Origin of the sequence: Mucilaginibacter lappiensis (assembly GCF_050433765.1) — a bacterium.
In the GTDB taxonomy this organism is placed as follows: Bacteria; Bacteroidota; Bacteroidia; order Sphingobacteriales; family Sphingobacteriaceae; genus Mucilaginibacter; species Mucilaginibacter lappiensis_A.
On record NZ_JBNPWP010000007.1, the window covers coordinates 30,946 to 57,234 of the forward strand.

The window sequence follows — 26,289 nt, forward strand, 5'->3', positions numbered from 1 at the left end:
ATTGCACCTTGTCTACCCAATCATCTGCACACCCGCATATTTGCACATCTGCACATCAGGAAGATTTATCTTCCCAAAATGCGGGCAGCCACAGCCCTTCTTAAATATCCCGCAGGATGAAAAGCTGATTAAAACAATTGCTCCTAATAATATCAATTTACTTTTTAACATAACCAACTGCACTAATTGTTACCATTACACTAAATATTCCCATGCAGGCTCCAAGGCTGTCTGCAAACAGATCGCTCCAGTCGGCGCTGCGCCATATAAAAATGGTAAGCTGCAATATCTCAATCAGCCCGCCAAAAACAATAGCTATAAGGGTAATTAATATAGCTTGTTTATACGAGAACCGGGTTGGTTTTTGTTGCCTTATAATGCCATTGCAAACCAGTACCACCAATGTAAAAAAGAAACCGGTGTGGGTAAGTTTATCAAAGCCCGGGAAAAATGCAGATGAATCGCCCACATCGCCTAAATCTGCAGAGCACATGATAAAAACAAATAAGGCCCACAAAATAGTGAGCCCATGATATTTTAATATCGATTTCATTTAAACGCCTACAACCGCTTTGTAATCATCGGCAGATAAAAGGCTATCTATTTCTGATACATCTGCAATACTGATCTTTACCATCCAGCCTTCGCCATATGGATCAGCGTTTACCAGGTCGGGCTGATTATTAAGCGCAGGGTTAATTTCAGTTACAGTTCCGGTTACCGGCATAAACAGGTCTGATACCGTTTTTACAGCTTCAACAGTGCCGAAAACTTCGTCTTTGGCAACTTCTTTCCCTAAGGATGCAATATCTACATAAACAATATCGCCCAGTTCGCTTTGCGCAAATTCGGTAATGCCGATAGTAGCTTCATTGCCTTCAACTTTTATCCACTCGTGGTCTTTAGTGTATTTTAATTCAGCGGGAAAATTCATGTTGTTAATTTTATGTGCCCAAAAATAATAAAACTTTAGGCTATCACAATATTTTAAGATTTATTGTATCAACCCGAGGTGAGGATGTGCGATTCCCTCCCTTGGGAGGGGCAGGGAGGGGTTTGTGAACTATTAAATATTAATCAGGTGTAGAAACCCCTTCCCGCCACTACACATGCCTGCCGCACCCCTCCCGTGGGGAGGGAGTGAAAATTTAAGCCCCTTACGCCGCGCTCGAAATATATTTCACCAGGCTCCTTTTTGCCACTGGCAATAAGGTTTGCTCCAGCGGGAAAGTGATATCACTTTGAACATAATACACCGCGGGGTTGGGTAAAAATTTGTTCCTGTTTATTAAGCCTAACTTGATGGCCTCGGGTGTGTTGGTTAGGCTGCGTTCATAAGTATCAATAAAGGATACATTTATGCCGCGGTATTTATCATCCTTGCCTTCAAAAATAGTGAGCCGGTACTCGTAGATCCAATTGGTGCGCTCCTTGCCGTTACGTAACGAAAAATACCCATGATAAGGCATCAGCGGTATAATACCAACCGGGTCAATATTAAGCTGGCTTTCCACAAAATCATATATCTCTTTACCTATTTGAATGGCCGGATCCATTTTGGTCAGGGCATAAGCTATAATATGTTCAATTTCCTGCATGCTTTGGTCGTCTTTAATAATTTTTTGGTAGGTAAGCTTTACCGCGTCAATATCGGCCTGGGTTAACCGCTGCGGAAATGCCTGCTGCAACAGCGTTTTGTTTTTTTTAAAATCGATCAGATTATTGTAGTGGAAGATCAGATCGGCAAGGTTGGGGTATAGCCTGCTTTTATCAAAATGGCGGTTAATCTCCTGCAAATAATTCAACAGGACATACTTTTTGTGCTCAAAATCAATGTATCCCTCAATAAACCAGTTTACGCCTAATGAATTCATTTTTTCAGGCTCCTTTCAATAGCTTAAATTAAACAAAAAACACCAACTTTGCAATATGCCCTATGGAACCCTTTATTTAATACCCGTACCCCTTGCCGAAGAAGCGGCTGCAAAATCATTTACCCCTTACCTGGTTGATACCATTAACAGTATTAAGGAGTACATTGTAGAGAACGAAAAAACGGCCCGCAAGTTCTTGAAAGAGGCCGGCTTAAAAACGCCGCAAAGCGAACTTATTATTCATGATTATAGCAAACATAACCGTGATATGGGTAAAGCTGATTTTTTTAAAGGTTTGCAGGCTGGTAACGATGTAGGCTTAATGAGCGAGGCCGGCTGCCCAGGCATTGCCGATCCGGGCGCCGAGATTGTAGACAAGGCTCATCGTATGGGTATAAAGGTAGTGCCGCTGGTAGGCCCAAGCTCTATTTTACTGGCGCTCATGGCTTCGGGTTTTAACGGGCAAAGTTTTACTTTTAATGGCTATTTGCCCATTGATAAAGTGCTGCGCAGTAAAAAGATCAAAGAGCTGGAAGGTTTGGCTATCAAACTTGATCAAACCCAGATATTTATTGAAACACCTTTTCGCAATAATCCGCTGCTGGAGGAAATTCTGAAAACTGCCAATCCCAAAACCAAACTTTGCATAGCCAGTGATTTGACTGCCGCTACGGAGTTTGTGCAAACCAAAACCATTGCCGATTGGCAAAAAAAGGTGCCTGAACTGCATAAACGGCCAACCATATTTTTATTATTCCATTAATGAATAAATGACGATTACGCAGCAGCATACCAGCGTGTTGATAGTAGGAGCCGGTCCATCGGGGCTAATGATGGCTGCCCAGCTATTGCGTTATGGTGTGCAGCCCGTAATTATTGATAGTAAACATGGGCCAACCAACCACTCTAAAGCATTAGCGGTACAGGCGCGTTCCCTGGAAATTTACCGTCAAATGGGGCTTATTCATACTATAATTAAAGGTGGTAAACAAGCAGCCGGGGTGGTTTTTAATCAGGACGGAAAAGAAGTTGTAGCACTATCACTAAGCAGTGTAGGCGAAGGGCAAACCGCTTTTCCCTTTGTTCACTTATATCAACAGAGTAAAAACGAGCGTTTATTGCTTGATTATTTAACCCTCAATTGCTGCCCGGTTTATTGGGATACTTCACTCTTAACGCTGGAGCAGGGTGCCGAAAAAGTAAGCGTACAACTGCAAACAGGCAACGAAATACAAACCCTTACCTGCGACTGGCTTATTGGAGCCGATGGTGCCGGGAGCCTGGTGCGCAAACAATTACAGATACCCTTTAATGGCGATACCTACCAGCACCGGTTTTATTTGGCTGATATTAAAATAATTAATGCCTTTGGCGACAAGGTGAACCTGTTTTTATCAAAAAAAGGATTTGCCGGTTTTTTCCCCATGTCTGGGGAGCAATGCTATCGTGTTGTTGGGAACCTGCCCGATAAGTTTGATAACAAAGAAGAGCTTCAAATTGAAGAAATGTTACCGTACCTGAATGCCGTAACCGGATCTGAGATTGGGGTTGAGCAAACCACCTGGTTCACTACCTATCGCCTGCATCACCGTATGGCCGATAAATTCAGGCAGGACAGGTGTTTTTTAATAGGTGATGCTGCGCATATCCATTCGCCGGTAGGCGGGCAAGGCATGAACACCGGTCTGCAGGATGCTTATAATCTGGCCTGGAAACTGGCTGGTGTAGTAAATAACCAGTTTAAAGATGCTGTTTTGGATAGCTATGCTGCCGAGCGAATGCCTGTTGCAAAAGACCTGTTGAAAACTACCGACCGTGTTTTTAACATAATACTATCGCGCAACTGGTTTATTAACCTGTTTAAAAAATGGGCATTACCCACATTACTGAAAACCGTTTTTGGGAAGCCCGCTTTAAGGGACGAGTTTTTTAAACGGGTGTCACAAACAGGGATATCCTACCGCCATAGCCGGATCAACCTGCACCTGAGCCATCATTCTCCCATCAAAGCCGGCGACAGGCTGCCATACCTTAAGATGTTTGACGAAAAGAAACAGCAGGAAACTGATTTACATGAATGGTGTAGCAAGCCAGGCTTTACGCTGATAACCTTAGGTAAATTACAGGAATTGGACCTGTTTACTTTAGCCAAATGGATAACCAAAAAATACCCGGCCAACCTTAACTTTTTTTACCTGCCGCCATCGGCCAGGAACCAGCAGGTGTTTGATGCTTTCGGGATAAAAGAAAATCAAAAGAAAGCCATTATTGTACGCCCGGATATGCATATCGGCCTTATTAATGATGTAGTGGATATTGAAATGATGGATAATTACCTGCAGAATGTAATGGGATTTAAGGTGTGAATTTGTCATCCTGAGGAACGAAGGACCTATTCATGAACTATGCATGTTAATGGCAGATGCTTCATATGCTACCCATGGCGTGTTTGTTCTCATTAACAAGACACCCCGAGGGGGCGTGAAAGCAAGTCATTGTTCCTTCAGCGTTTCTCCAATTTATCACTCAGCACGACAACTAATGTTAAAAAAGCGCCTGCATATAAAACACAGACACTTATCGAACTTATTATTAAGAAAAAAAAGGGGCTATTTAATTAAATAGTACATTGTAAGTATGTGTTTTTGTCTTATTCCGTAAGGCTGGGTATCGGTAAACAGGTGCATTGTATCGATAAAATCCAAATTTTTTATCTGAATTTCATCCAGTTGCGGATAAAGTCCTGGTAACTTTCGCTCACCGGTAGTTCAATATCCGTTAGTTTAACCTTGCGGTTTTGTATAGATCGGATCTTGTTAACCGGTACAATATAACTGCGGTGTATGCGCTGAAATTTATCAGCAGGCAATTTTTCGAGCACCTTTTTTAAAGGCATCAATGTAAGCACGGTTTTGGCATTGGTTAAATGGATCTTGATGTAATCTTCCATGCTTTCAATGTATTCAATAGTGCTTAGCTCAATTTTTACCATCCGGTATTCTGAGTATACATACAGGCTTTCTTCAGTTGGCTCATTGGTTGTTTTATTTTTGTAACGGTAATAATCAATGGCTTTTTCAACCGCCTTTTCAAAGCGTTTAAAATCAATTGGTTTTAAGATATAATCAAGTGCTTCCAGTTCAAAGCCTTCATAAGCAAAGTTTTTATAGGCAGTGGTAAATATTACAATAGGCTTAACCGGGAGAGATCGCACCAGATCGATACCTGTAATATCGGGCATATTGATATCGATAAAGAGCAGATCGACGGGTTTGGTTTTTAAAAATTCGGCACCTGATATGGCATCGTCAAATGTTTTTACCAGCTGCAGGGCCGGGAAACGAGATATGTATTCGCTTACCAGCCTCAGTGCCAGTGGTTCATCATCAATAGCTATGCATTTAAGTACCATCGGGGTTTATGTTTGTAAGGTAAGCTTAACAGTGTATTGATCGTTTTCGTTGCTGATGTTTAACAGATGCCTTTCAGGATACAAATGGGCTAAACGCTGTTTGGTGTTTTTTATACCAATACCTGTACGCTGATTTTCATTCCGGCCTAAAAATATCCTGTTGCTGCAAAAAAACGAAATGTCTGCGGCGCTGGTATGTATTTTAATATCAATAACAGATTTTTCGTGCTTGCTGATACCATACTTAAATACATTTTCAACAAAGGTCATTAATACCAGCGGGGCTATATTTTTACTATCAATGTTGCCTTCAACTATAAAATTGATAGATGTGTTATTACTAATTCGCAAACGCTGGAGCTCAATATAATCGCCGATACAATCAACCTCGCTTTGCAGCGGAACAAAATCAGCGGTCACATCATCGGTTACATAACGCATAATGTTTGATAGCTTCATGATGCTATCGGGAGCATGGTCGTCTTTAGTAACGGCCAGTGTATAAATGTTATTTAGCGTGTTAAACAAAAAGTGCGGATTGATCTGTGCCTTTAAAAAGGAGAGCTCTGCGCTGGTCTTGTCGGCCTCGGCACGGGCCGCGCGCTGTTCGGTAAGCTGCCATTGCTGTATAATTTTAATGGCGGTGCTTAAAGCCATGATCATTAAAAATATAAACAGGCTGGAGCTATCCAGTGGAGGGGAGCGGTGTTTAATGTTAACACCGCCTGTACCCTGTTGATTGGATCGGAATGGTGGCGGGGGCGGCCCTTCGGGTGGCTGTCTACCTTGTTTAGAGTAATCTGCAGGTGGTGGTCCAAAAGGGTGTTCCGGGGGTGTCATCCGATCATCTACCCTGTTTTCACTGCTTCTTACCAACTTGTCAAAAGGTTGTAAATAGTAAACACCACCAAGTAATATCAGGGTAATGATGCTGTAAAGCACATACTTCTTTTTTAAAAAAAGTGCCGGAATAAAATAATAGGCATTACTGTAAAAAAGGAAAATATAGGTAAAGCAAAACAACCAGTAACTGGGCTTTTGCAATAATGACCATATGGAGCTGTCTTGTCCGTAGCTGTTTAAAAATACCAGCGGAAAAGCCATGAACAATAGCCATCCCGCAATATGTATAATAACAGAAAATGCTTTAAAGCGCGACATATGTAAATTAACACATTCAATACCAGCAATAAAAAAAGTATCGGTAATTACCCGGTTTGTATAGATGAATTACCCGTGTATGGTTTCGCTTTTGCCATAGTTTTGTATTACCCGGGCTTCGTATTCCAAAAATTCCTTCCAGCGTTTTTCTACATCAATTTCAACCGCGTATTTTTTAGCAAGGCGTATAAACATAGCATAGTGAGTAGCCTCGCTCACCATAAGCTCATGATAAAATTCGGATAAATGGAGGTCGTTAATATTTTCAGACAATACTTTGAAACGCTCGCAACTGCGGGCCTCTATCATAGCCGAAAACAGTAAACGATCAATAAGTTGTGCCTCGCGGCCGCCGCCTATAATGATAAACTTGCGCAATTCGTTCACATAATTGTCTTTCCGTTCGCGGCCCAACACAAAGCCCCGCTCTACAATAATGTCATGCACGCGTTTAAAGTGGTCCATCTCTTCCTGAACCAGCATAGCCATTTCCTGCACCAGATCAGACAGGTTAGGATTTTGAACAATAAGGGTAATGGCGTTGCTGGCTGCTTTTTGCTCGCAAAAAGCATGATCGGTCAAAAGCTCCTCAATATTGCTTTCCACAACATTTTTAACCCAAAGCGGATCAGTAGGCAGCTGCAGTTTAAGTATGGTTTTTTCGCTCACAGTAACAAAGATAGTTGAAGAGGGTGAAAGGTAAAAGGATAAAGACAAAAGGTAAGAAAAGAGATAAAAGTATAGCGGGTAAAACCTCCTTTTACCTCTTCACTTATACAAACTCCGGATATATGCTATTCTTCCGGTTTAAAAGCGGGATTGTTGGTTATTAGGCGGGAGTGGTAGTGGATGGTAAGGATATTGATTTGATTTTCGGATATGATTTGATAAATGATCCTGTAGTTTCTAAAAATAAATTCCCTGAAATTTTCGTCATTTAACTCCGGAACAATCCGGCCTATAAAAGGCTGTTTAGGTAGTTGATCTATTGCCTCTATGATTTTTCTCTTCTCTAAAGAAGCGTATCTGATCGAATCACGTTTTATATATTCAATGATTTCTTTAAGGTCAAATTTGGCAGTTTTAGAGAATATTATTTTAGCCACGAATCCATTTCCTTTTTTAAATCTTCCCAATCTATTCCTTCTCCGTTTTCAATTTCTTTTTGGGCGGATTCGATTTTTTCTAATAAAAATACCCTTTCTACCAAATCATCAACAGAAAATGTTTCAGGCATGTGGTCTATCAATTCCTTCACTTTATCCTTAGTAAGCATAGCTTATCCTCCTTTTTATTAAGTTAAATATACCAAATTACTTATACAAACTTTTGCTCTCAATAAACTTTAAAACCGGATCTGGTACAAAATATTGTACGTTCTTTTTTTCGGCGATGGATTTACGGATAAAGGTAGCTGATAGTTCCATCTGTGGGGTCATGGTGATGGTAACTGAGGGATGGTCGGCCAGTTCGGCGTTTTCATAACCGGGACGGGGATAAACAAATATCTTGTAATCGCGTAATATCAGCTTATAATTTTTCCATTTATGCAGTGTTCCCAGATTATCTGATCCCATGATGAGGGCAAATTCATGTTCGGGATACTTTTCTTTGAGGTGGGCAAGGGTATCAATGGTGTATGACGGCTGCGGCAGCTTTAGTTCCACATCGCTTACATTAATATTAGTAGCATGATCAGTAGCCAGGCGGGCCATTTCAAGCCGGTCATAGGTATTGATCAGGTCGCCATATTTTTTAAGCGGATTTTGAGGTGATACCACCAGCCACACCTTGTCAAGTGTGGTATGGTTGGCCATGTAATTGGCAATAATCAGGTGCCCTATGTGTATGGGATTAAATGAACCAAACAGTAAGCCTATTTTCATATCAGGTGCCCCCTAACCCCCTAAAGGGGAATGAACGAATATATTTTTTGATGAATGTGAAGCCCTGACTAAATAATTTTAGTGCCCCTTTAGGGGGTCGGGGGGCAAATAAAATCCTTAACCAATTGCTCGGCCTCTTTGCAGGCCGTTTCAAGATCGTAATTTTTGAGGATAATATCAAATTGAGGAGCGTATTTCAACTCTTTTTCGGCTTTTACAAAGCGTTCCTGTAATTTCTCAGGACTATCAGTGCCACGGCCTGTCAAACGTTCGATCAAAACCTCTAATGATGGCGGCTGTACAAATATGGCCAGTGCCTGTCCATCGTATTTACGTTTCAGGTGCATACCACCTTCTACGTCAATATCAAATATTACTGTTTTCCCTTTTTCCCAAATCCTTTCAATCTCTGTACGTAATGTACCATAAAAGGTTCCGGTATACACTTCCTCAAACTCAACAAATTGTTTTTTTGCTATGCGGTGCAAAAATTCCTCTTTACTAATAAAGTAATAATCTTTTTCATGTTCCTCATCGCCGCGGGCCTGCCGGGTTGTTGCCGAAACTGAAAATTCAAGCTCTGGCATTTTGTTAAGCAGGTGATGTACTATAGTAGTTTTACCCGCTCCAGACGGTGCCGAAAATATAATGAGTTTGCCTTCTTTGGACATTTTTTGTTCAGTCATTGGGTCATTATCGTCATTAGGCCATTGTGTCATTTTGATTTTTCAATGACTAATGACCAGATGACTCAATGACTATTACTATAAAACGTTTAATAATTGTTCTTTAATTTTTTCAAGCTCTTCTTTCATCCCTACTACCAATTTTTGAATATTGGCATCATTTGCTTTCGAGCCCAGGGTATTTATTTCACGACCTATTTCCTGCGATATAAAACCCAGTTTTTTACCGTTGGCATCGGCGTTTTTCAGGGTTTCAATAAAGTATTCGCAATGTGTTTTAAGTCTTATTTTTTCTTCGGTAATATCAAGCTTGTCAATGTAGTATATCAGTTCCTGTTCAAAACGGTTCTGGTCAATGGCTTCGCGGTTAGTGGCTTCGTTCAAAAACGTATTAAGCCGCTCACGGATAAGGGGTATACGTTTTGGATCCTCAACCTCCACCAGCTCCAGGTTTTTCAGGATAATGTTGATACGGAATTTCAGATCATTCTCCAGCACGTTACCTTCATCGGCCCTAAATTGCTGAAACGCGGCTAACGCCTGCTGAAATGTTTTTTCAACCAGCTTCCATTCGTCTTCAGATACGGTTTCATCATCATATTTAACCACCTCGGGCAGGCCCAGGGCAAGTTGTAAAAGATTAGTGGCAGGCTCATTAAGCTCCTGACTTACATCTTTTAACTGCTGGTAGTATTGTTTGAGCAAAACCTTGTCAATACCTGCTGCTTTTACAGCGGCATTAACCTGTTCTACATTGATGGATAAATTCACTTTACCGCGCTCAATTTGTTTACTGCAATCATTACGCAGCTGAAACTCTTTTTCAGAAAACATTTTGGGCAGGCGTAGTGATAGCTCGAGGAATTTACTGTTCAGGGATTTGATCTCAACGGTATATTTTGTATTACCCGAATCAAAACTGGCAATTCCATACCCTGTCATGGATTTTATCATGTGCAAAGATAGGGTTTTAGTCGGAAAGTCTAAAGTCTTGAGTTCTGAGTTCAGGGTTTGAAAATGTATCGCTTAAACACCAACTAAAGACTTTAAACTTAAGGCTTAAGACTTTGACGCTACAAGGCGCTTTAACACTTTTTTACATTTGGTGTAAAATACAGTTGGTATCTTTGCGTTCATATACATATTAATGCATTATCGCTTTTACCTGCTTCTAACCATCTGCTTTTGTTCTGTTTTAAAGGCATCAGCTCAGGAATTTACCCTTAAAGGTGTGATCTCTAAAAAGAGTTCGCCTGAGCGTGTGGGACAGGTTTTGATCAAAAACTTAAAAACAAACACCCTCATGCTGAGCGATGATCTTGGCTGGTTTTCGATAAAAACTTCTGTTGGCGACACCCTGCTTTTTACAAAGGAAGAGTATACTCCGCAAAAAATTGTTGTGCTGAATAACAGTGATATGCCCGTGTATATGCAACCCGTTATAAGGCTTGAGGAAGTGAAAGTTTTGGGCCAAACCAAAAAGCAGGAGCTTAATGATATCATGAGCGATTATCGAAAACAAGGTACATTTTATAGCGGTAAGCCACCGGTATTGTCCTTTTTAGCTAACCCGCTTACAGGTATTTATGAGCTTTTTGGCAAAACACCTGGTCGTGCGCGGCGGTTTGCAAATTTTGCCAAAGGAGAGTCGGAACAGGCCGAAGTTAACCGGCGGTACAGTGTTAGTTTTGTAAAAGAGTTTACCAAGATCCCGACAGACAGCGCCGCCCGCCGATTTATGAGTTATTACACCCCATCATACGAGGATCTGAAAGGATGGAATACCTATGACCTGATCAAACACACCCAAAAAGCGTTTGATTATTACAATAAAAGTCCCGATAAAGAAAAATTAGAGCAGTTGAACTCTCCAACATTTATAAAAAGAGATTCTACCTTAAAGCTATCATCACCGGGGCAAAATTAGGGAGGCAAATGGGTAGGGTTAAATGCCCAGGGATTCGCAGGCTTTTTCGGCAGCCAGTTTTTCGGCATTCTTTTTACTAAACTCTTTGCCTTCGCCCATTACTTCACCATCAACACTGGCTTGCACGGTAAATAGTTTAGTGCTTTCGCCTTCCTGGTTGGTTACCAGTTCAAAAATAATATCCCTGCCATGGCGCTGGCACCACTCAATTAATTTACTTTTAAAATTAGTTTCAGTTTGTTCCAGCTTATGGATATCAATATGCGATTTGATGATGTGATTGATCAGGAAATTCTTGGTAAAATCATACCCCTTATCCAAATAAACAGCACCAATTAAAGCTTCAAAGGCATCGCCAAGTAAAGAGCCCTGCCTGCTGGAATTAAGCATACGGTTATCATATTCAATCAACTTATCAAAGCCAAGCTTGCGGCCAAGTTGATTAAGGTTTACCCTGCTCACAATTTTTGAGCGCAGTTCAGTTAAAAAACCTTCGTCTTCATAAGGGTATAGTTTAAAAAGTACTTCAGCCACTACACTGCCTAACACAGCATCACCTAAAAATTCCAGGCGTTCGTTACTGTTTTTTACCCCTTTTTTAACATTTTGAGCAACCGATTTATGCCTGAATGCCAAACGGTATAAAGACAAATTGCCCGGCACAAAACCGAGCAAGTTCTTTAAAATCTTAACGTACTTTCTATTGGGTGATATATATAGCTTGTAAAACTGACTTATAGGCATCAAACCACAATTAATCTTCGTACTTTTTAAATATCACAGAAGCGTTATGGCCGCCAAAACCAAATCCATTGCTTTGAACTATCTTCACGTCCCTTTTTTGGGCAGTATTGAAGGTGAAGTTTATTTTAGGATCAAAAGCAGGATCATCAGTAAAATGGTTAATAGTTGGTGGGATAATACCGTTTTTTAAAGCCAATATAGAGGCAATAGCTTCAACCGCACCTGCAGCACCTAATAAGTGGCCGGTCATTGATTTGGTTGAGCTGATATTTATACGGTAAATATCATCGCCAAAAACATCATGTATAGCTTTAATTTCCTGTGGATCGCCAATTGGTGTTGATGTTCCGTGAACATTTACATAATCAATATCGGCAGGTGTAAGGTTTGCATCTTCCAAAGCAGCCCGCATAACCAATGCCGCGCCAAGTCCATCAGGGTGTGGTGCTGTCATGTGGTAAGCATCGGCGCTCATGCCGCCGCCTATCATTTCGGCATAAATTTTAGCGCCACGGGCCTTAGCATGTTCCAGTTCTTCTAAAATTATAGTACCGGCACCTTCACCAGCTACAAAACCATCCCTATCCAGATCAAACGGACGTGAAGCCGTTGCCGGATCATCATTACGGGTTGATAATGCGTGCATAGCGTTAAAACCGCCAATACCTGCTTCGTTGATAATGGCTTCAGAACCACCGCTTATAAACATATTAGCTTTACCCAAACGGATATAGTTAAATGAATCGATAAGGGAATTGTTTGATGAAGCACAAGCAGAAACAGTTGAAAAGTTTGGTCCGCGTAAGCCATATTTAATAGAAATATGACCGGGAGCAATATCAGCTATCATTTTTGGGATAAAGAAAGGATTGAAACGTGGAGTTCCATCGCCTTTGGCAAAGTTTACAACTTCATCTAAAAACGTTTTTAAACCACCAATGCCTGATCCCCAGATAACTCCAATACGGCTGGTATCTAATTTTGCAAAATCCAATCCCGCGTCCTTTACAGCCTCTTCTGTTGAGAAAAGGGCGTATTGAACAAAAGGATCTAATTTGCGGGCATCTTTACGGCCCAAAAAACCATCCGCATCAAAGTTTTTTACTTCACATGCGAATTTAGTTTTGAAATTTGAGGTATCAAAACTTTTAATAAAGGCAGCGCCACTTACCCCATTGATTAACCCGTTCCAGTACTCTGAAACTGTATTACCAATTGGAGTAAGTGCTCCAAGCCCGGTTACTACAACTCTTTTAAACTCCATTTAATCCAGTTAGGGAGTCTTATTTAACGTTTTTTTCAAGGTAAGCAACAGCCTGACCTACAGTACCGATAGTTTCAGCCTGATCGTCAGGAATAGCCACGTTAAATTCTTTTTCAAACTCCATGATCAGTTCCACGGTGTCTAACGAGTCGGCACCAAGATCATTGGTGAAACTCGCTTCTGGCGTAACTTCACTTTCGTCAACACCCAGTTTTTCTACGATAATAGCTTTTACTCTTGAAGCGATATCAGACATAGTCTTTATAGTTTAATGATTAATAAAAATTCAGTGCAAAGAAAAATAAATTCTGTCAATTATCAAATCTAAAACTTTTACAATATATTTCGGTAACAAAATTTTATTCAAACAGTTTCGATTTGTATTTTTGAACGTCGTAAAAGTAATGATTTTGAACAGGAAATTTTTAAAGTTTGAGATCGATTTTGATTTTGTGCTTATTGCAGTAACAACTTCACTAAAAGATTACAGGGTTTGTTATCTTATCAACAAGTTTTTAAATTTTAATTTTATTAAATCTAATGATCTGGCCGTTGATATTTATCAGGGAAGCGAGCCGGTTTTGTTTTCGTTGTACCATTATCATTGGGAAACAACCGAAACAGATTTCTATTTTATTGGCAATAAAGGCTCTGAGGGCTATTTAGTGCCCGAAATTAAGAGCGCCGATTATTTTTTGATGATCAGGAATTATATTGACGACGATGACCTTGACAACCTGATCTCGACCCTTAATAAGATCCCTGAAATTGTGGCCGCCGTAAAGATTGATCCGAAAAAAATAAAATCACGCGAAAATCTATTATTTTAGCGCAAAATTTAAAAAGAGTGTTGGTTTTACACTAATGTAAAGTAAGCCAGTTTAACCCGAACAATATGAAACTATACTATAATCGTACAAAAATTGTGGCCACCATGGGCCCGGCATCCGCTAAAAAAGATGTTTTATTAGCCATGATAAAAGCCGGTGTTAATGTTTGCCGCCTTAATTTTTCGCACGGAAGACCTGAGGATCATAAAGCCGTGATCGATACCATTCGCGAAATTAATGAAGAATATAAGACTAACGTAGGTATCCTGGCCGATTTACAGGGCCCTAAGATCCGCATTGGTTTGGTAAAGGATGGTGGTATCCACTTGGTTAATGGCACACATATTAAAATTACTACCCAGGAGTGTATAGGTAATGATGAGCAGATCTATATTACTTATGATACCTTTCCGCAGGATGTACAGGCAAATGAAATTATTTTGCTTGATGATGGTAAGTTACAATTAAGGGTACTTGAAACCAATAAGATTGATACAGTTATATGTGAGGTAGTACATGGCGGTATTTTAACTTCACGTAAAGGGGTTAACTTACCAAACACTAAGGTATCTATCCCAAGCTTAACTGAGGAAGATCTGATAAACCTACAATTTGCATTAAAATATGATGTAGAATGGATAGGCTTATCATTTGTACGTACCGGACAGGATATTATTGAATTAAAACACATTATTGCCCAAAGCGGTAAAGCTGCAAGGGTTATAGCCAAAGTTGAAAAACCAGAAGCTATTGATAATATTGACGAAATTATTGCCGCTACTGATGGCGTAATGGTGGCCCGTGGCGATCTTGGTGTTGAAATGCCTTTGGAAGAAGTACCATTGTTACAAAAAATGATTGCACGCAAATGCCGCGCTGCTTCAAAACCTGTAATTGTGGCTACCCAAATGCTGGAGTCAATGATCACCACTCCGCGCCCGACACGTGCCGAAGTTAATGACGTGGCCAACTCTGTACTTGATGGAGCCGATGCAGTGATGCTGAGCGGTGAAACATCAGTTGGTGAGTTCCCGGTTATTGTTATTGAAACCATGGCTAAAATTGTACGTAATGTAGAGGAGTTTGGCTATAACTTTAACACAACAAAAGAAGAAAACGGTGATCCGGCATCACCAAACCTGAGCGATGCGGTATGCGAATCGGCAGTTCACCTTGCCCAGCGTACCAACGCGGTAGGTATTGTATCCATGACCACATCAGGTTATACCGCTTTTGAAATATCAAGCCACAGGCCACAGGCAAGTACCTACATATTTACATCAAATAAGCAATTGTTAAATGCACTGAGCCTGGTTTGGGGGGTACGCTCTTTTTATTATGACCAGCTGGAAAGTACAGATCAAACTATAAGCGATGTAAATAACATCCTAAAATCAGAAGACCTGATTAAAGCCGGTGATGTAGTGATCAATACCGCTGCTGTGCCTATTATTAAACAAGGTAAAACCAATATGCTTAAAGTAAGCGTTATTGAATAATCTTATTTAAATATATTTTTAATGGAAAAAGGCTCACCGGTGCAAACTGGCGAGCCTTTTTTGTTAAAGTGTTCTTTACTCCAGCACGAAGCCCCCTCTAAATCTCCCCCAAAGAGGGAGACTTTAAAGCATTTTAAAGCCCTCTCCTTTGGAGAGGGTTGGGTGAGGCTTCCTGCCTCACAATGACGCGCCGATGAAAAACTTCTTTTTTGCTAAAAGCGTCGCTCATCCAGTGTTAAAATCCTGAAAATTTTAATTATTAACATGGTAATTATTTGAAAATAAGTAAATTAAAAATCAATATACAGCACGGCGGCCTATTAACTGACACATGTGGAAAACTCTGAATAGTATGATGATTTCGATAATAATAGATTTGAGTAAAACACCCCTAATGTTTTTAAACACTACTCATACATCATTATAACTATTATACTATGGCCAAAAACATAACTCCAAAAACACCAGGTGCAGGTGGGGCGAAGGGGCTCAAAACAGCCCGCTATTTCAGCAAGGAAGGCATTAATGTATTTGATTTGTTTAAGTACGAAAAGCGGTCGTCGGTGATCCGTAATCCATCCGGTGATGCGGTGTTTGAAATGAATGATGTAGAAGTGCCGGCCTCCTGGTCGCAGGTGGCTACTGATATATTAGCACAAAAATATTTCCGCAAGGCCGGGGTGCCGCAACCCGATGGCACAAGCGGATCAGAAAAAAGCATCAAACAAGTTGCCCACCGCATGGCCAATTGCTGGAAAGACTGGGGCGTACGTTACGGCTACTTTGCTACACCCAAGGATGCCGATATATTTTATGACGAAATAGTTTATACCATTGTTGGGCAGCTGGCGGCACCAAACTCGCCGCAATGGTTCAATACCGGTCTGCATACTTCCTATGGCATCACCGGCAAGCCGCAGGGCCATTATTTTGTTGATCCTGTTACCGAAGTGTTAAGCAAATCAACATCGGCTTACGAGCGCCCGCAGCCACATGCCTGCTTTATCCTTTCGGTTGATGACGACCTGGTGAACGAGGGCGGTATCATGGACCTTTGGGTGCGCGAAGCCCGGATCTTTAAATACGGATCGGGCGTGGGTACAAACTTTTCAAAGATCCGCGGCGAAACGGAAAAATTGGCCGGTGGTGGTTATTCATCGGGCTTAATGTCGTTCCTGAAAATTGGCGACCGCGCGGCGGGAGCCATCAAATCTGGCGGTACTACCCGCAGGGCGGCCAAAATGGTTTGCCTTGATCTTGACCATCCCGAAATAGAAGGTTTTGTAAATTGGAAGGTAGAGGAAGAAAAGAAAGTTGCCGCGCTGATAGCAGCCGGATATTCATCAGATTATGAGGGCGAAGCTTACCGCACCGTATCGGGCCAAAACTCCAATAATTCAGTACGCATCCCTAACAGCTTTTTCCACGCACTAAAAGGAGGATCACCCTGGGAATTAACAAGCCGCATCAGCGGTAAAACCACCAAAACCATCCCATCACAAAAACTATGGGACGATATAGCCTTTGCAGCCTGGGCCTGCGCCGATCCCGGCGTACAGTTTGACAGCACCATTAACGAGTGGCATACCTGCCCCGAAGGTGGTCGCATCAATGCATCAAACCCGTGCTCGGAGTATATGTTTTTGGATAATACGGCTTGCAACCTGGCATCCATTAACCTTGCCCATTTTTTTGACCCGCAGACCCGCGTGTTTGATGTAAAAGGCTTTGAACACGCCTGCCGTATGTGGACCATTGTGCTGGAGATCTCGGTTTTAATGGCGCAGTTCCCATCAAAAGAAGTGGCGCAGTTATCATACGATTACCGCACTTTAGGTTTGGGTTATGCCAACTTAGGTTCGGCGTTGATGGTGAACGGTATCCCGTATGACAGCGATAAGGCCCGCGCCATAGGCGGCGCTATTTCCGCTATTATGACCGGTACGGCCTACGCAACATCGGCCGAAATGGCCCGCGAGCTGGGAGCTTTCCGTAAATACGATGAAAATAAACAGCATATGCTGCGGGTAATGCGCAATCACCGCTATGCTGCTTATAACTCTACCGAAAATTATGAAAATTTGGAGATAGCCCCTCCCGGCATCGACCCTAAATATTGTCCAGATTATTTACTTTCGGCTGCCTGCAACGCCTGGGACAAGGCTGTTGAAATGGGCGAAAAGCATGGCTATCGCAATGCCCAAACCACGGTTATTGCCCCAACAGGTACTATAGGCCTGGTAATGGATTGCGATACCACCGGTATTGAGCCCGATTTTGCATTAGTAAAGTTCAAGAAATTATCAGGTGGAGGTTATTTCAAGATCATTAACCAGGCTGTACCCGAAGCCTTAAGGAATCTGGGCTACCGCGAGCATGAGGTTACTGCCATTGTAAACTATGCCAAAGGCGCTGCCAGCCTAAAAGGCGCGCCCCACGTGAACACCGATAGTTTAAAGGCCAAAGGTTTTACTGATGATGAGCTGGAAAAACTGGATAAGGGCCTGGTATCGGCATTTGAGATTAGTTTCGCGTTCAATATATGGTCGTTAGGCGAAGAATGCCTGAAACGTTTGGGCATTACCGCCGAGCAATACAACGCGCCGGATTTTAATGTATTGCGGGTTTTAGGTTTCAGCAAAAAGCAAATTGCCGAAGCCAACGAATATATCTGCGGAACTATGACCATTGAAGGTGCGCCGTATTTAAAAGAAGTACATTACCCCATATTTGATTGCGCCAATAAATGCGGCGCTAAAGGCGAACGTTATATACACGCGCATGGGCATATTAAAATGATGGCCGCCGCGCAGCCTTTCCTTTCCGGCGCCATATCAAAAACCATCAACCTGCCTAATGAGGCCAACGTTAATGAAATAAAGGATTGCTATCAGCTGTCATGGGAGCTTGGCTTAAAGGCCAACGCGCTTTACCGCGATGGGTGTAAACTATCGCAGCCATTGTCGACCAAATCTGATGCGAAAGAGGAGGCCGAAGACAAGCTGGAAACGGTAGAAGAGGTATTAGGCGAAGCTGCCAACGTAAAACTAAGCGACCTTACACCTGAACAGGTGATTGAAGCTGCCATGGCCATCATGGAAAAATCAAAGGATACCAACTTCATGCGCCAGCTATCGCGCGTGGTAGAAAAAAAGAACTTGCCGTTTAAACGTCGTGGGTTTACCCAAAAAGCCAGTATAGACGGGCAAACCGTATTTGTGCGTACGGGCGAATATGAAGATGGTACTTTAGGCGAAATATTTGTGGATATGCACAAAGAGGGTGCTACCTTCCGCTCACTCATGAACTGCTTTGCCATAGCTGTTTCGGTTGGCTTGCAGTATGGTGTGCCGCTGGAAGAGTATGTAGAGAAGTTTACCTTTACCCGCTTTGAACCTGCTGGTATGGTGGTAGGGCATGCCAATATCAAAAGCGCTACCAGTATCATCGATTATATTTTCAGGATGCTGGGCTATGAATACCAGGACCGTACCGATCTGGTACACATCATCACGGATAAAAACGGGATATTGGGTAACCCGCAAATGGGTGATGAGGATTTTAATACCGACGAAAGTAATGTTTACCAACCCGTAAATAAACCGGCTGCAACGGATAGTTTTAATAGCAACAATAAAAGGCAGGGCATGTCGGTTGATCTGAGCATGGGTGTGCAAAGTGACGCCCCAAGCTGTAACGTATGCGGGCATACCACCATACGCTCAGGTACCTGCTACAAATGCCTTAACTGCGGCAACTCCATGGGGTGCTCTTAAATTAAGGTAAATTCATATAGGCTTTTTGTTCAGTTATAAATAGTTAATATGTGTTAAACCCCGCCGTAAGGCGGGGTTTTTTTATTGGGTGCTTATATTGTCATCCTGAGCGATAGCGAAGGAGCTATCTGCGACTTGCATGTTGGCAAACAGATTCTTCGCTATCGCTCAGAATGACAAAGGGATAAAATGATAGTTTTAAAGCCTAAGTTAAAAAACGTTAAACCAATTCCATAAGCCTCAAGCCGTTGTTGGTGTTGTCACCATAGGTGTTCGGAAGAAATAAAAAGAAAGCTTGGGCCTAGTGCGATTCCTTCCTTGGGGAAGGGGGAGGTAGGGGTTTATTGAACATTACAGGTTTAATCGCACGTATATACCCCTCCCTGCCATTTCACAATCCACGGCACCCCTCCCAGGGGAGGGAATATATACTGCAATTACAATCTTCCGAACACTTGTGGTGTTGTCACCAACAACTTATATTCTCCACCATTTTCATTAGTTAAAAAACGTTAAAGCAATTTTATAAACCAAAACAAGGACTTATGTTTGTAATAGCCTGAATATCAATGTAGATAAAATCTATGCGTTACCTTTTGCTCCTGCTTGTCATTAGTGCCGGTTTAAATGCAAATTCGCAAACCATAAGCGGCATAGTTACCGATGGCAAAACCGGGCAGCGTATCAGTGGCGCCTGGATTACATTGGCAAAAGCAAGCACCATCAGCGGTTTGCAGGGTGAGTTTGCAATTAAAACTAATAATACTGCAGATACAATCCATGTAAAAATGCAGGGCTATAAGCTTTATGTGCTGCCCATAAATCCATCAATAAATAAAAATGTACTGATAACTTTGGATGAGGCTATTATTGAACTCAACGTTGTTCACGTAACCGGAAAACGGGACAGGGTTAAAGATTCATTGAATAACCGTAAAATGTTCGCCAAGGATTTTAATGTATCAGCGCCAAAGCTTAAAGATATTTTAGTGGTATCTCATACTCCCGGCCCGTTGCCTCTTTTTGGGGTAACTATTGTTCCTTCGCAATTGATCAAGGCACTAACTTATAAACACAGCAGGGAGTATAAGTTTAAAAAAATACTGATCAGGGATGAGCAGAACAGGTATATCGACAGCCGTTTTAGTGAGGCGTTGGTAGCGCAACTTACCGGTCTTGAAGATGAATCACTGCTGAGTTTTATGGATAAATACCGCCCTGCAATGGAGGCTATCAAAAAGATGACCGATTATGATATCAGGGTATATATTAAGGCTAGTATCATTAAGTTCAGGAGCGATACCCTGCATCAAACTAAATAATCAGATGTTTTCTTAAATTTATTTTCATAATTGATATTCATTCAACAATTAAAGCCGTTGTTTTGCTATTTATTAAGATAATCCTATGAGTAACATATTGCATATTCTGAATGGTGACTCCGCGCTATCGGGCTTTAATGAAACCGGTCTTGACGGCGATGTACTGGTGTGGCGGGAAGTGCTTTCTGAAGGCCCGCTGCAGGAAAATATTTTATCCGGAAGTTTTTGGAGCGCACGCTCTAAATGGATCACCAAAACATTTAAGGAGACGCCAGAAGTTTATCAGCATAAAGTGATAGATGAACTGGGAAAGCTAAATAGTACCTATACCGAGATTAACCTGTGGTTTGAGTTTGATTTGCATTGCCAGGTAAATTTGCTGGGGGTGTTGCAGATGCTTACACAGAAAACGGATATGTCTGCTCCGGCCATTTATCTCATTTGCCTTGCCGATTGTGTTCAGTTTGATAATGCCCGGGGCTTGGGCGAATTGAACGGCGAGCAGTTTGAAGAACTTTATGATGCCCGCGAACGGCTTAACGAATGGGAATTTGAACTGGCTACCGAAGCCTGGCAACTATATGTAGAGGGTGATGCTGCCGAACTGGAAAAATGGCTTAATGAAAATTCATTCTGGGGCGGGGTGCCTTTACTTAAACCCGCTTTGCAGGCACATTTAAAAAGGCTGGAAACCAATGCGGCAGGCTTAAGTTACATTGAACAAAGGCTGCTGGATATTTATAACAGTGGCGCTAAAACCCGGTCGGCCATATTTATAGCCTTTTGGGATTTGGAAAAAATATACGGCATGGGCGATACGGAAATTGATATTTACCTTAACCGCCTCAAGGAAAAGCGACTCATCGAACTTTAAAAAATGGCTAATACATATATTATAAGCGGTGCTGGGAGTGGTATTGGCAAAGCGATAGCACAAAAACTGGCCCATGATGGCAACACCTGCATTTTGCTGGGCCGCAATGAGGCAAAACTACAGCAAACATTAGCAAGCCTGCCCACAGGAGGGCATAGTTTATTAATTGCCGACATCCGCAGTAAAGAAAGTTTGGCCGAAGCATTTATACAACTGGGCGATGTTCCTGTAAATGGTTTGGTGGCCAACTCAGGCATGGGCGGCGAAAACTATTGGGGTAATGATGACCGGTGGACAGATATTATCAATACCAACCTTACCGGCACCTACAATTTTGTAAATACCTTTTTGCCTTCCTTGCAAAAGGCCGCCAACGAAAAACATATCCTGATCACCTCATCTGTATTGGCACGACTGGGTGTTGCTAACTATTCGGCATATTGCGCTTCAAAAGCCGGATTGCTGGGTTTAATGCGCTCATGGGCCGTACAGTTTGCTCCGGAAAATATACTGGTGAATGCCATTTGCCCTGGTTGGGTTGATACCGATATGTCGCAGGAGGGCTTGCAGGGCATAGCCGATGGCATTGGTATCAGCAAACAGGAGTTTTATGAAATAGCTATGCAAAGCGTACCGCTAAAGCGCATGAGCCTGCCCGAAGAAATAGCAGGTTTGGTGGCTTACCTGTTAAGCCAGCGATCCATAACCGGTCAAACTATTGATATCAACTGCGGCTCGGTGATGAACAGCTAATTAATGTACCGTTACTGCAATGGTTGGAGACCGGTCACTTTCGTTCTTTAACCTGTCGAGGGCGGTTATTACATACAGATAGGTTTTACCCTTTTGTACGGCACTATCGTCAAAAGTTAAATTGGTGTTATACTGAATGCGCAGTATGTTTTTAGGATCGTCGATATTTATTTTATCGCCATCATTAAACCGGTAAATCACATAACCATAAACGGGTTGCTCGTCTTTGGCCAGCGTGGGGACGGTCCATTTTAGTTGTACATGGCTCAGTACAGATTTTGCAGTCAAATCCCTGGGTACATTTGGTGGAATAGAATCGAGCCAAAGCATAACCGGCGGCAATGCCGGATAGCGATAATAATTATCACGAAGCGAATCAGTAAAACCAAGTGGGTTATTGGTTAGCGAGTTAGAACTGAAGTAAACACTGCCCTGCACCCTTGGGTTATCACGCATCATGTTGATCTGATCGGGCAATTGCGATGGGTTTTTAAAAGCCACCGTTTTTCGTTCATTAATACGATAGGCCGCCTGCCCTATATACAAATGCCTGCCGTAGGTATTATCGCTCCACCAATCCAACAGTTTTTCAAAATCAGCTGATCGATTACCTATTGGCCAATAAAGCTGCGGATTTATATAATCTATCCAGCCCTCTTTTACCCATTTGCGTGTATCCGCGTAGTTTTCATAGTATGATGAGCCACCATTGGTTTCAGAGCCTTCATCATTCTGTGCTTTATTTGCCCATATCCCAAAGGGACTAATGCCAAACTTAATATCAGGATTGTGCGCATGTATACTGTCGCTCATCATTTGTATCAGCAGGTCAACGTTGTGGCGGCGCCAGTCTTTAATATTATCAAAACCTTCACCATATTGCTTAAAAGCTTCTTCATCATTTATTTTTTGCCCGGCAATGGGGTATGGATAAAAATAATCGTCCATGTGTATGCCATCTATATCATAATTGTCAACTACATCCAGTATTACCTGTACAATATAGTCGCGTACTTCGGGCAGGCCGGGGTTAAAGGTTTTGATACCACCGTAGGTAAAAAACCATTCAGGTTTTATTTTGGTGATATGCTGCGGGCTTAATGCTCCAAAATTGCCATCAAAGGTTGCACGGTAAGGGTTAAACCAGGCATGCAGTTCCATGCCGCGTTTATGGGCCTCGTTTATGGCAAACTCCAGTGGGTCATAAGCCGGGTTTGGTCCCTGACCTTGTTTACCCGTTAAATATTTTGACCAGGGTTCGCGACTTTTGGCATAAAAAGCATCTGCAGCGGGCCTTACTTGCAGCATTATGGCGTTGATGCCGGTTTCCTGATGCGAGTTTAATATATCCAGCAACTCCTGTTTTTGCCTGTCGGTTGTTAGTTTCATGCTGCTTGGCCAGTCGATATTTGCTACGGTAGCTATCCATACGCCCCTAAACTCGCGTTTGGGTTGGGTTTTAATCAGAACAGGTTCAGTGGTAGTAGGTTCAGCCGGCTGTGCATTAACCGTTACAATTGTAAACAGGGGTATAAGCAAGAGTATAAAATGGCGGAATATATGCATTAATAAGAATTAATTAAAAGCTGCAAAGATATAAACTCATAACGTAGCAGTTTTATTATGAGGTATAAAATTTGCAGGTTTATTGTGATTTTGGCATATTGTGTTTAAATTTAACTATTGCCTAACATAATTATTTGCCCGTAATTCCTTTTAAAATCATATTTTTAGTGTTTCAACGTTTAATAACGTTGGCATAAATGCCAATAAAGGTAAAATGCAGGTAGCTGAAAATACCGATTTAATGGAATACGCTTATAAATTAAACCTAATAGTTAAATAGCTGCATTTTTTTAAAACAGCTTTGCTTTTTAACTGTATTAAAACATTAAACATTTAATTGCTATGGAAAATCAATCCGGTCAACCATCTAAGAAAAACTCGAATGTCATTTATTTCCTCATTGTGGTGGTATTGGCTTTATTAGGTACTGATGTGTATTTGTATTTGCAAAAAAACAAATCAGACACCAAAATTGTGTACCAGCATGATGAGCAAACACGCTTGCAAACTGAACTGGATAGCCTTGAATCACAAATTGAGCAGGTGAACGCCGGTAAAGCCAAGATGTCGACAGAAATGCAGGCCAAGAACGATTCATTAAGAGCAAAAATAAAGGTATTAAGATCTCAATTGGCTAAAGGAAAACTGACCAAGGCCGAGTTGGTAAAAGCCGAAGAAGATGTAAAACAGTTGAGGTATTTTGTAACTAAATATACAGCTGATATTGAAGAGTTAAAAAAACAAAATGTATCGCTCACCACCGAAAGAGATACCTTGAAAACCAACCTGGCCACGGTTGCTAAAAAAGTGGATACGCTTGCCAAACAAAATGAAGACCTTGGGGCCAAGGTAAAGGTTGCGCAGGCACTTAAGCTGGCTACGGCAAATGTGGTGGCTTACAAAATTAAAGGCAGTGGTAAAGAGGTTGATGTAACCCGTGCTGGTCCTGCTAAAAAAATAAAGATCAATTTTACAGTTGCCAGTAACAGTATAGCAGAAAAAAGCCTGCATGATATTTATGTGCGTATCATTGACCCAACAGGTAACCTGATAACTCCTGCCGATGGCGGAACATTTAATGCTGATAGCCAGGATTTACAGTATACTTACAAAACATCAATTGATTTTAAGGACGACGGTACCCAATACACTATTGATTGGTTAAATCCCGCTCTTCCTTTTCAAAAAGGTACTTATACTGTATTGCTTTATGCCGATGGCGGTACTATGGGTAAAACAGGTTTTACACTTAAATAAGGTATAAAAAGTTAAACATAAAAAAGCCCTGTTCCGGTTATCCGGGACAGGGCTTTTGGTTTTAACCCTACCTGATTTCTTTACAGATTAAAAAAATTATACTCCAGCCTAAGCAGGTACATGTTTTTGCTGTTGCGTACCATATCGTTATAAAGCGGGGTACGGTATGACAGGTCAAGCCGGCAAACGCTGTTAAAAATAAACTGCACAGCGGGCGCCGCGTCAAGGTAGCTTTGGCCCTTGCCCGGATTGGTTTTGCCCAATAACTCCACATACAGGTTAACATTTACCTGCTGGTAATCACGATAATTTTTAGGTAACAGCAGGTACCCGGCTGATAATGTATAGGCTGCAGCATTTTTGGCTTGTGACTGGGGCAGGGCATAGCCGCCCCTGTTATCAAAAGCACGCAGATAACTTGCCGAAGCGGATAGCGCTAATTTGTGTAAGAGCTGCGTGAATACTACACCGCTTTGTACACCTGAGTTATCACCTTCAAGTGTTATTTCCTGATTAGGCAGCGGGTTGTTAATGCTTGATGCTTTTACAAAAAATGCGCCCCGCAAATGCTTTTGTACCGTATCTATGGATAAAAAACGGTACTTGGCGTACACACTGCCTCCTTCAAAATGCTGGTTGTTGAAGTAATAATCCGAAACATACAATGAACCGTGTACCATTAAATGCCGGTTAACGCCATACATGGCCTCAAAAGTGCTGCGGTTTTTATAAGTGGGTTTAAAAAATCCCTGGTTCTCAATACGGAGGCCCAGGGAGCCGGTGGCCATATTGCTGGCAGGCTCGGTATTTACATACAATTCCTGGGAAAATACAGGGCACATCATAGCCATGAGGCAAATAGCCAATAAGATTTTCTTCATGATAATAATCTTTAATGAAGACTTATATAGCTAAATGATAAACACGGCCACTTGCTGGGGTGGTATCAGTAACCTGGCCAAGATATTTTTTTGAAACCGATTTTGGAGCAAAGCCGTTGTCGACTATAGTGAAGCTAACACTGCCTGTAAATGTTTTGTCAGCGGCGTTCAATAGCCTGTAGGTATCGCCCGCGTAGCTGAAATAATTGTCGGCAATTTTAGTGTTATCAAAATTAAAGGTGGCCTTAAGGCTATTTACCGAAAAACCGGACCCCTGTACTTTTTTACTGATCTGCTCAAATTTTACAGGTACATCATCTTTAAAGGTGATGAGGTATAAATTATGCATCAGGTCGGTTTTAATGTCGCTTACAAAGGGAAGGGAACGTAATGCTTTTTCTGTTGATTTAGCGCAAAGGGCGCAGGTTAGGCCACTAACCTGTAATTCGGCTTTGGTGAACTGGGCCTTTGCAGCCGTAACTGTAAGGGCAAACAGAATGATGAATATTTTGATCGTTTTCATTTGATTTTTTAATTAATTGTTGGAAATAAACTGGCGGCAATTTTACCGGGTATT

Annotated in this window: 27 protein-coding genes; 10 read left to right on the forward strand and 17 right to left on the reverse strand. The window is 41.7% G+C overall.

Translation table 11 applies throughout. The features are described 5' to 3' along the window. Nucleotides 1-157: 157 nt before the first annotated feature. The 3 genes from M2273_RS20315 to M2273_RS20325 form a co-directional block, all read right to left on the reverse strand. The gene (locus M2273_RS20315; RefSeq protein ID WP_429399601.1) at nt 158-493 is read right to left on the reverse strand and encodes a VanZ family protein; all 336 of its coding nucleotides are present in this window, start codon (nt 491-493) and stop codon (nt 158-160) included. A 60-nt stretch (nt 494-553) separates the two neighbouring features. Continuing rightward, a complete protein-coding gene (gene gcvH / locus M2273_RS20320) occupies nt 554-934 on the reverse strand; it encodes a glycine cleavage system protein GcvH (protein ID WP_429399602.1) in 381 nt (126 codons plus the stop codon). A 223-nt stretch (nt 935-1,157) separates the two neighbouring features. Further along, on the reverse strand, nt 1,158-1,874 hold the full coding sequence (locus tag M2273_RS20325; protein WP_429399603.1) for a hypothetical protein: 717 nt from the start codon (nt 1,872-1,874) through the stop codon (nt 1,158-1,160). 55 nt (nt 1,875-1,929) lie between these two features. Here M2273_RS20325 and M2273_RS20330 point away from each other — a divergent pair, with 55 nt between their 5' ends. Together M2273_RS20330 and M2273_RS20335 are read left to right on the forward strand one after the other, a co-directional pair. Continuing rightward, the gene (locus M2273_RS20330) at nt 1,930-2,637 is read left to right on the forward strand and encodes an SAM-dependent methyltransferase (protein ID WP_429399604.1); all 708 of its coding nucleotides are present in this window, start codon (nt 1,930-1,932) and stop codon (nt 2,635-2,637) included. Nucleotides 2,638-2,644: 7 nt separating this feature from the next. Continuing rightward, nucleotides 2,645-4,240: an FAD-dependent monooxygenase gene (locus M2273_RS20335; RefSeq protein WP_429399605.1), complete on the forward strand. Its 1,596-nt coding sequence runs from the start codon at nt 2,645-2,647 to the stop codon at nt 4,238-4,240. 344 nt (nt 4,241-4,584) lie between these two features. On the opposite strand, the gene M2273_RS20340 is transcribed toward M2273_RS20335, so the two are convergent. From M2273_RS20340 to M2273_RS20375, 8 genes are all read right to left on the reverse strand, one after another. After that, nucleotides 4,585-5,286, reverse strand: coding sequence for a LytR/AlgR family response regulator transcription factor (locus M2273_RS20340; protein ID WP_429399606.1), 702 nt, complete (start codon nt 5,284-5,286; stop codon nt 4,585-4,587). A gap of 6 nt (nt 5,287-5,292) precedes the next feature. Continuing rightward, nucleotides 5,293-6,447 carry a sensor histidine kinase gene (locus tag M2273_RS20345; RefSeq protein ID WP_429399607.1) on the reverse strand — a complete coding sequence of 385 codons (1,155 nt, stop codon included), beginning with the start codon at nt 6,445-6,447 and terminating at the stop codon, nt 5,293-5,295. A gap of 69 nt (nt 6,448-6,516) precedes the next feature. After that, nucleotides 6,517-7,116: a tRNA-(ms[2]io[6]A)-hydroxylase gene (locus M2273_RS20350; protein ID WP_429399608.1), complete on the reverse strand. Its 600-nt coding sequence runs from the start codon at nt 7,114-7,116 to the stop codon at nt 6,517-6,519. Nucleotides 7,117-7,241: 125 nt separating this feature from the next. Next, the gene (locus M2273_RS20355) at nt 7,242-7,553 is read right to left on the reverse strand and encodes a type II toxin-antitoxin system RelE/ParE family toxin (protein WP_429399609.1); all 312 of its coding nucleotides are present in this window, start codon (nt 7,551-7,553) and stop codon (nt 7,242-7,244) included. Then, a complete protein-coding gene (locus tag M2273_RS20360) occupies nt 7,541-7,723 on the reverse strand; it encodes a hypothetical protein (protein ID WP_429399610.1) in 183 nt (60 codons plus the stop codon). Before M2273_RS20360 ends, M2273_RS20355 begins: the two co-directional genes overlap by 13 nt. Before the next feature lie 37 nt (nt 7,724-7,760). Continuing rightward, nucleotides 7,761-8,333, reverse strand: a complete 573-nt coding sequence (gene nadD / locus M2273_RS20365) for a nicotinate (nicotinamide) nucleotide adenylyltransferase (RefSeq protein WP_429399611.1) — start codon at nt 8,331-8,333, stop codon at nt 7,761-7,763. A gap of 89 nt (nt 8,334-8,422) precedes the next feature. Further along, nucleotides 8,423-9,052: a guanylate kinase gene (gmk, locus tag M2273_RS20370; RefSeq protein ID WP_429399612.1), complete on the reverse strand. Its 630-nt coding sequence runs from the start codon at nt 9,050-9,052 to the stop codon at nt 8,423-8,425. Between the two features lie 45 nt (nt 9,053-9,097). Next, nucleotides 9,098-9,973, reverse strand: coding sequence for a YicC/YloC family endoribonuclease (locus tag M2273_RS20375; protein ID WP_429399613.1), 876 nt, complete (start codon nt 9,971-9,973; stop codon nt 9,098-9,100). A gap of 193 nt (nt 9,974-10,166) precedes the next feature. Here M2273_RS20375 and M2273_RS20380 point away from each other — a divergent pair, with 193 nt between their 5' ends. After that, on the forward strand, nt 10,167-10,946 hold the full coding sequence (locus M2273_RS20380) for a hypothetical protein (protein WP_429399614.1): 780 nt from the start codon (nt 10,167-10,169) through the stop codon (nt 10,944-10,946). Nucleotides 10,947-10,964: 18 nt separating this feature from the next. Here M2273_RS20380 and rnc read toward each other — a convergent pair whose 3' ends face one another. The 3 genes from rnc to M2273_RS20395 are packed head-to-tail and all read right to left on the reverse strand — an operon-like array spanning nt 10,965 to nt 13,210. After that, nucleotides 10,965-11,690, reverse strand: a complete 726-nt coding sequence (gene rnc / locus M2273_RS20385; protein WP_429399615.1) for a ribonuclease III — start codon at nt 11,688-11,690, stop codon at nt 10,965-10,967. 10 nt (nt 11,691-11,700) lie between these two features. Next, on the reverse strand, nt 11,701-12,954 hold the full coding sequence (fabF, locus tag M2273_RS20390) for a beta-ketoacyl-ACP synthase II (protein WP_429399616.1): 1,254 nt from the start codon (nt 12,952-12,954) through the stop codon (nt 11,701-11,703). Between the two features lie 19 nt (nt 12,955-12,973). Further along, on the reverse strand, nt 12,974-13,210 hold the full coding sequence (locus M2273_RS20395; RefSeq protein ID WP_031266521.1) for an acyl carrier protein: 237 nt from the start codon (nt 13,208-13,210) through the stop codon (nt 12,974-12,976). A gap of 148 nt (nt 13,211-13,358) precedes the next feature. On the opposite strand from M2273_RS20395, the gene M2273_RS20400 reads away from it, so the two are divergent. From M2273_RS20400 to M2273_RS20425, 6 genes are all read left to right on the forward strand, one after another. Continuing rightward, nucleotides 13,359-13,784, forward strand: a complete 426-nt coding sequence (locus M2273_RS20400) for an IPExxxVDY family protein (RefSeq protein WP_429399617.1) — start codon at nt 13,359-13,361, stop codon at nt 13,782-13,784. A gap of 65 nt (nt 13,785-13,849) precedes the next feature. Next, entirely contained in the window at nt 13,850-15,283 is a 1,434-nt protein-coding gene (gene pyk, locus M2273_RS20405; protein WP_429399618.1) for a pyruvate kinase, read from the forward strand. A gap of 437 nt (nt 15,284-15,720) precedes the next feature. Next, complete coding sequence (locus M2273_RS20410) at nt 15,721-19,059, forward strand: vitamin B12-dependent ribonucleotide reductase (protein WP_429399619.1); 3,339 nt, start codon at nt 15,721-15,723, stop codon at nt 19,057-19,059. Nucleotides 19,060-19,643: 584 nt separating this feature from the next. Beyond that, entirely contained in the window at nt 19,644-20,381 is a 738-nt protein-coding gene (locus tag M2273_RS20415; protein ID WP_429399620.1) for a carboxypeptidase-like regulatory domain-containing protein, read from the forward strand. An 85-nt stretch (nt 20,382-20,466) separates the two neighbouring features. Continuing rightward, nucleotides 20,467-21,255 (forward strand): DUF1835 domain-containing protein, encoded by a 789-nt coding sequence (locus tag M2273_RS20420; RefSeq protein ID WP_429399621.1) that lies wholly within the window; start codon nt 20,467-20,469, stop codon nt 21,253-21,255. Between the two features lie 3 nt (nt 21,256-21,258). Beyond that, a complete protein-coding gene (locus tag M2273_RS20425) occupies nt 21,259-22,008 on the forward strand; it encodes an SDR family NAD(P)-dependent oxidoreductase (RefSeq protein WP_429399622.1) in 750 nt (249 codons plus the stop codon). On the opposite strand, the gene M2273_RS20430 is transcribed toward M2273_RS20425, so the two are convergent. Continuing rightward, nucleotides 22,009-23,574 (reverse strand): glycoside hydrolase family 10 protein, encoded by a 1,566-nt coding sequence (locus M2273_RS20430; protein WP_429399623.1) that lies wholly within the window; start codon nt 23,572-23,574, stop codon nt 22,009-22,011. It abuts the gene before it with no gap. Between the two features lie 342 nt (nt 23,575-23,916). Here M2273_RS20430 and M2273_RS20435 point away from each other — a divergent pair, with 342 nt between their 5' ends. Then, entirely contained in the window at nt 23,917-24,831 is a 915-nt protein-coding gene (locus M2273_RS20435; RefSeq protein ID WP_429399624.1) for a hypothetical protein, read from the forward strand. Between the two features lie 80 nt (nt 24,832-24,911). Here M2273_RS20435 and M2273_RS20440 read toward each other — a convergent pair whose 3' ends face one another. Together M2273_RS20440 and M2273_RS20445 are read right to left on the reverse strand one after the other, a co-directional pair. After that, nucleotides 24,912-25,712 (reverse strand): hypothetical protein, encoded by an 801-nt coding sequence (locus M2273_RS20440; RefSeq protein ID WP_429399625.1) that lies wholly within the window; start codon nt 25,710-25,712, stop codon nt 24,912-24,914. A 22-nt stretch (nt 25,713-25,734) separates the two neighbouring features. Continuing rightward, complete coding sequence (locus M2273_RS20445; RefSeq protein ID WP_429399626.1) at nt 25,735-26,235, reverse strand: heavy-metal-associated domain-containing protein; 501 nt, start codon at nt 26,233-26,235, stop codon at nt 25,735-25,737. Between the last annotated feature and the right edge of the window lie 54 nt (nt 26,236-26,289).